The sequence below is a fragment of the Moraxella equi genome (assembly GCF_002027555.1).
Taxonomy (GTDB): domain Bacteria; phylum Pseudomonadota; class Gammaproteobacteria; order Pseudomonadales; family Moraxellaceae; genus Moraxella; species Moraxella equi.
Window position 1 is genome coordinate 1 of sequence record NZ_MXAP01000169.1, and the last position, 3,725, is coordinate 3,725.

Below are 3,725 nucleotides of genomic sequence, written 5' to 3' on the forward strand. Positions count from 1 at the left end.
GGTTGGATTGTATGTTTAAGGTTTTGTTAATAAAGTTCAACATGATCTATAAAGCTTACCTAATTCAGCGGTCAAAAGCCAAAAAGCACACCACAGATTAGGGGCGTGCTTTTTGGTTTGGAGTTTATGAAAATTTTGATAAATTATTTGGTTAAAATCAAGCGGTTATTGCGTGTCAGACGCAAGCGATATTCTTCGCCCTGATGTTCAATCCGCACTTCCTTGGTGAGAGCGAACAGATTTTGCGAATGTAGGGTGGGCAAGCGAGTAGATTCACGGTTGCTAAAATAACGAGCGATAGTCATGGTCATGACAAGTTTCCTTATGTTTGGACGGGTTGCGGATATTTTTCCGAGCCGTCTAGCTGATAATAACTATTGGCTTAAAATGATAATTTTATCTAAACACTAAATTTTTACAAACAATAAAAATTATCATTTGTAGATATGATACCAAATTTTTCTAAGATTGCAAATATAAATTGCAAAATTTGGTAAAATTGCCCATTTTTCTGATAAAAGGTATAAATATGACTATTAAAGGCAAGAATTCTCCAGAAATCACCCCTGTGGCGGTAGCGGTATTACGATACCATGATGAATTTTTATTGGCGACCCGTCATGCCCATCAACATCAAGGCGGTAAATTGGAATTTGTTGGCGGTAAGATTGAATCAAATGAAACACCCCAAACCGCTCTAATCCGTGAAGTGAGCGAGGAGCTGGGATTAGATATCTCTGCCAATACCATGTGTGAGTTTGGGCAGATTTGCCATGATTATGGCGATAAAATGGTGAGACTATATGTGTATGAAATTGCCCTAACCGGTAGCCAATATCTTGATTTTAAAGACAAAAAATTCGGCTTGGACAATCAGGCTTTATTATGGCTTGATAAAATGACTTTATTACAAAGTGGTGAACGATTTCCGCAAGCGAATCAGCAAATATTGGTGTGGTTAGATAATAAATAATAAAAATACCCCTATTTTTAAAATAAATAAACCTTGTCAAAACACCCAAATTCCTTTAAAATTTGGGTGTTTTGTTATATTATCCATTCCATTCATTCATGATAGGACAGCATATGAGCATTTACCAAGATCACCTAACCAAACGCCAAACCCAAGAAACCCAAGCAACTGAACTGCTTGTCGCCCTTGCCAAACTTGCTAGCCAAAACGTAAACATTCTGTTTTTTGGTGAGCGTGTGGCGTTGTCGGTATCGGACATTCTGGCCAAGCACGCCAAAGCAGGACTTGACGTGGCGGATACCCTTGCCCTTGCCAAAGACATCACCGCCACCAATACCACCGCCGATTTGGGTCAAGCGGTCAAAGCAGGTAAAAAAGCAAGCGATTTTGCCAGTGGCACCGAAATCCCTGCCACAGACGTGGTACTCTATGGCTTTGGGCGTATCGGACGTATTTTGGCACGTCTACTTATGAGCCGTCCTGCTTCTGACAAAGGTTTGCAATTAAAAGCCATTGTGGTACGCCCCGCAGGAGATGGTGACCTTGATAAGCGTGGCTCGCTATTGGAGCGTGATAGCGTGCATGGTTGGTTTGACGGCTCGGTGGAGATTGACGACGCCAATAGCGGTATCATCGTGAACGGTCGCTTTATCAAATTCATCTACGCCTCTGACCCCAGCGAGATTGACTACACCGCCCACGGTATTGATAATGCCATCGTGATTGATAACACGGGCAAATGGAAAGATGAAGCAGGGCTTGGCAAACACTTGGCAAGCAAAGGCGTCAAAAAAGTGCTACTCACCGCCCCTGCCAAAGGCGACATCAAAAATGTGGTCTATGGTGTCAATCACGACACCATCGGGGGCGACACCATCGTGTCGGCAGCGTCTTGCACCACCAACGCCATCACACCAACGCTAAAAGTGCTACACGACACTTATGGCATCGTAAACGGACATATGGAAACGGTTCACGCCTTTACCAATGACCAGAACCTTGTGGACAACCACCACAAATCCGACCGCCGTGGTCGTGCCGCTCCCTTAAACATGGTGATGACGTCCACAGGGGCAGCGTCTGCCGTATCCAAAGCCATTCCAGAACTCAAAGGCAAACTCACAGGCAATGCCATTCGTGTGCCAACGCCCAATGTGTCTTTGGCGATTTTAAACCTAAACTTTGACAAAGCGGTTGGTTCTGCTGATGAGCTAAACGCCTTTATCAAAGCCAAGTCAGAAAGTATTGAGTGGCAAGAGCAAATTGACTACTCAGACAGCCCCGAAGCGGTATCTACTGATTTTGTGGGTTCTGAAAAAGTGGCGATTTTTGATGCTAAGGCAACCATCGCCACCGACAACCGTGCCACCCTTTATGTGTGGTATGACAACGAAATGGGGTACAGCACGCAAGTCATTCGTGTCGCAGAAGTGATGGCGAGTAATTAATTGGTTGTTTATTTGCTAAATTGGTTGTTAATGACAGGGTATTTGTGTTATGCTGATAAATACTCTGTTTTGTTATACACCCACAAGATTGATAAACGTCTTTTTGAGTGTTGTTATTTTTTGAGCATTGTTATGAAAATTAAATCTCTACTAGTCCCTGTCCTAACCGCCATCGGACTTGGTATGGCACTTGCCATACCAACCACTGCATTTGCCCAAACCTGCAAAGTTACCGACCCAACAGGCGTCCCACTAAACGCCCGTGCCACGCCCAATGGTAAAGTTATCGGACAAGTCAAAAACGGCACCACCGTCTATGTCTCAGAGTATGATTATGATGATAAAGGACGTCCATGGGCATTGGTGTTTAACGCCAAAACCGACCGATACATCGGCTGGGTGTTTCGTGAGTTTATCAGTTGTTATTAATTGAAGTGCTTTTAAAAATTTTTGCAAAAAATACTTGACTTGATGACAAAATCCTATATAATACGCACCCATACAGCAAACGCTGACACGCGGGAATAGCTCAGTTGGTAGAGCACAACCTTGCCAAGGTTGGGGTCGCGAGTTCGAATCTCGTTTCCCGCTCCAAATTTTAAAAAGTCCAAATTATACGGTTTGGGCTTTTTTCTTGAAATCAAAGTATTGATATTTTGGGTAACAAGCTAAGGACATCATGGAGTGTTAGATTATTGGTTGTTGCAGACATTTCACCAACACTTAACTCACCCCACGCCCTTGATATAATCTCCCTTGGTGCTTGCAATGCCAAGAACGTTAGGACAAACGCCACAATCAAATCAGGATATTTTGACCGGAAAAAATACACCGCCACGCCTGCCAAAATCACCGTCACATTACCAATGGTATCGTTGCGTGAACACACCCACACACTTCCCATGTTGCTGTCGCCATCTCGAAAATTTAACAGCGCCACCAATACCGTAACATTTACCGCCAACGCCAACACTCCCCCACGTTCATCTGGTCATGACCAGGTATCTCACCATAAAAAGCACGGTAAATGGTCGTAATTAGGATGAACAACCCAAACCCACCCATGGTCAGCCCCTTTACCATGTTCGCCTTAGCTCATAGCTTAACGCCATGGGTAGCACAATCAGGCTAATCATATAGTTGGCACTGTCACCCAAAAAATCCAAACTGCCCGACAGTAGCGATGTAGAGCCTGATTTGACCGCCATGACCACTTCCACAAAAAACATGGTCAAGTCTAGCATCAGCATAATCCACAACGCCTTACGGTACTTAGCAGAATGATGTCTAGACCATATCAAACT

Annotated in this window: 5 protein-coding genes, 1 tRNA gene and 1 pseudogene; 4 read left to right on the top strand and 3 right to left on the bottom strand. The window is 43.8% G+C overall.

Annotated elements, in window-relative coordinates:
* Window positions 1-143: 143 nt before the first annotated feature.
* Window positions 144-305 (bottom strand): hemin uptake protein HemP, encoded by a 162-nt coding sequence (gene hemP, locus B5J93_RS12790; protein WP_227514671.1) that lies wholly within the window; start codon window positions 303-305, stop codon window positions 144-146.
* A gap of 224 nt (window positions 306-529) precedes the next feature.
* Between hemP and B5J93_RS12795 the strand changes: the two genes are divergently transcribed.
* The 4 genes from B5J93_RS12795 to B5J93_RS12810 all read left to right on the top strand — a co-directional run bounded on the left by B5J93_RS12795 (window position 530) and on the right by B5J93_RS12810 (window position 3,015).
* Window positions 530-973: a (deoxy)nucleoside triphosphate pyrophosphohydrolase gene (locus B5J93_RS12795; RefSeq protein WP_079326720.1), complete on the top strand. Its 444-nt coding sequence runs from the start codon at window positions 530-532 to the stop codon at window positions 971-973.
* 113 nt (window positions 974-1,086) lie between these two features.
* A complete protein-coding gene (locus B5J93_RS12800; protein ID WP_079326721.1) occupies window positions 1,087-2,421 on the top strand; it encodes a glyceraldehyde-3-phosphate dehydrogenase in 1,335 nt (444 codons plus the stop codon).
* Between the two features lie 132 nt (window positions 2,422-2,553).
* Complete coding sequence (locus B5J93_RS12805; RefSeq protein ID WP_115237260.1) at window positions 2,554-2,850, top strand: SH3 domain-containing protein; 297 nt, start codon at window positions 2,554-2,556, stop codon at window positions 2,848-2,850.
* An 89-nt stretch (window positions 2,851-2,939) separates the two neighbouring features.
* Window positions 2,940-3,015: transfer RNA gene (locus tag B5J93_RS12810), tRNA-Gly, on the top strand.
* A gap of 46 nt (window positions 3,016-3,061) precedes the next feature.
* Here the strand turns inward: B5J93_RS12810 and B5J93_RS14105 are convergent.
* Both B5J93_RS14105 and B5J93_RS14110 read right to left on the bottom strand, forming a co-directional pair.
* Window positions 3,062-3,385 (bottom strand): hypothetical protein, encoded by a 324-nt coding sequence (locus B5J93_RS14105; protein ID WP_228144947.1) that lies wholly within the window; start codon window positions 3,383-3,385, stop codon window positions 3,062-3,064.
* A gap of 112 nt (window positions 3,386-3,497) precedes the next feature.
* Window positions 3,498-3,725: pseudogene (locus B5J93_RS14110) on the bottom strand (hypothetical protein); the annotation flags it as partial.

Excerpts from the sequence above, each read along its gene's own strand:
- B5J93_RS12795 (WP_079326720.1), top strand. The coding sequence starts at position 530 with ATGACTATTAAAGGCAAGAATTCTCCAGAAATCACCCCTGTGGCGGTA.
- B5J93_RS12800 (WP_079326721.1), top strand. The coding sequence starts at position 1,087 with ATGAGCATTTACCAAGATCACCTAACCAAACGCCAAACCCAAGAAACC.
- hemP (WP_227514671.1), bottom strand. The coding sequence starts at position 305 with ATGACTATCGCTCGTTATTTTAGCAACCGTGAATCTACTCGCTTGCCC.
- B5J93_RS12805 (WP_115237260.1), top strand. The coding sequence starts at position 2,554 with ATGAAAATTAAATCTCTACTAGTCCCTGTCCTAACCGCCATCGGACTT.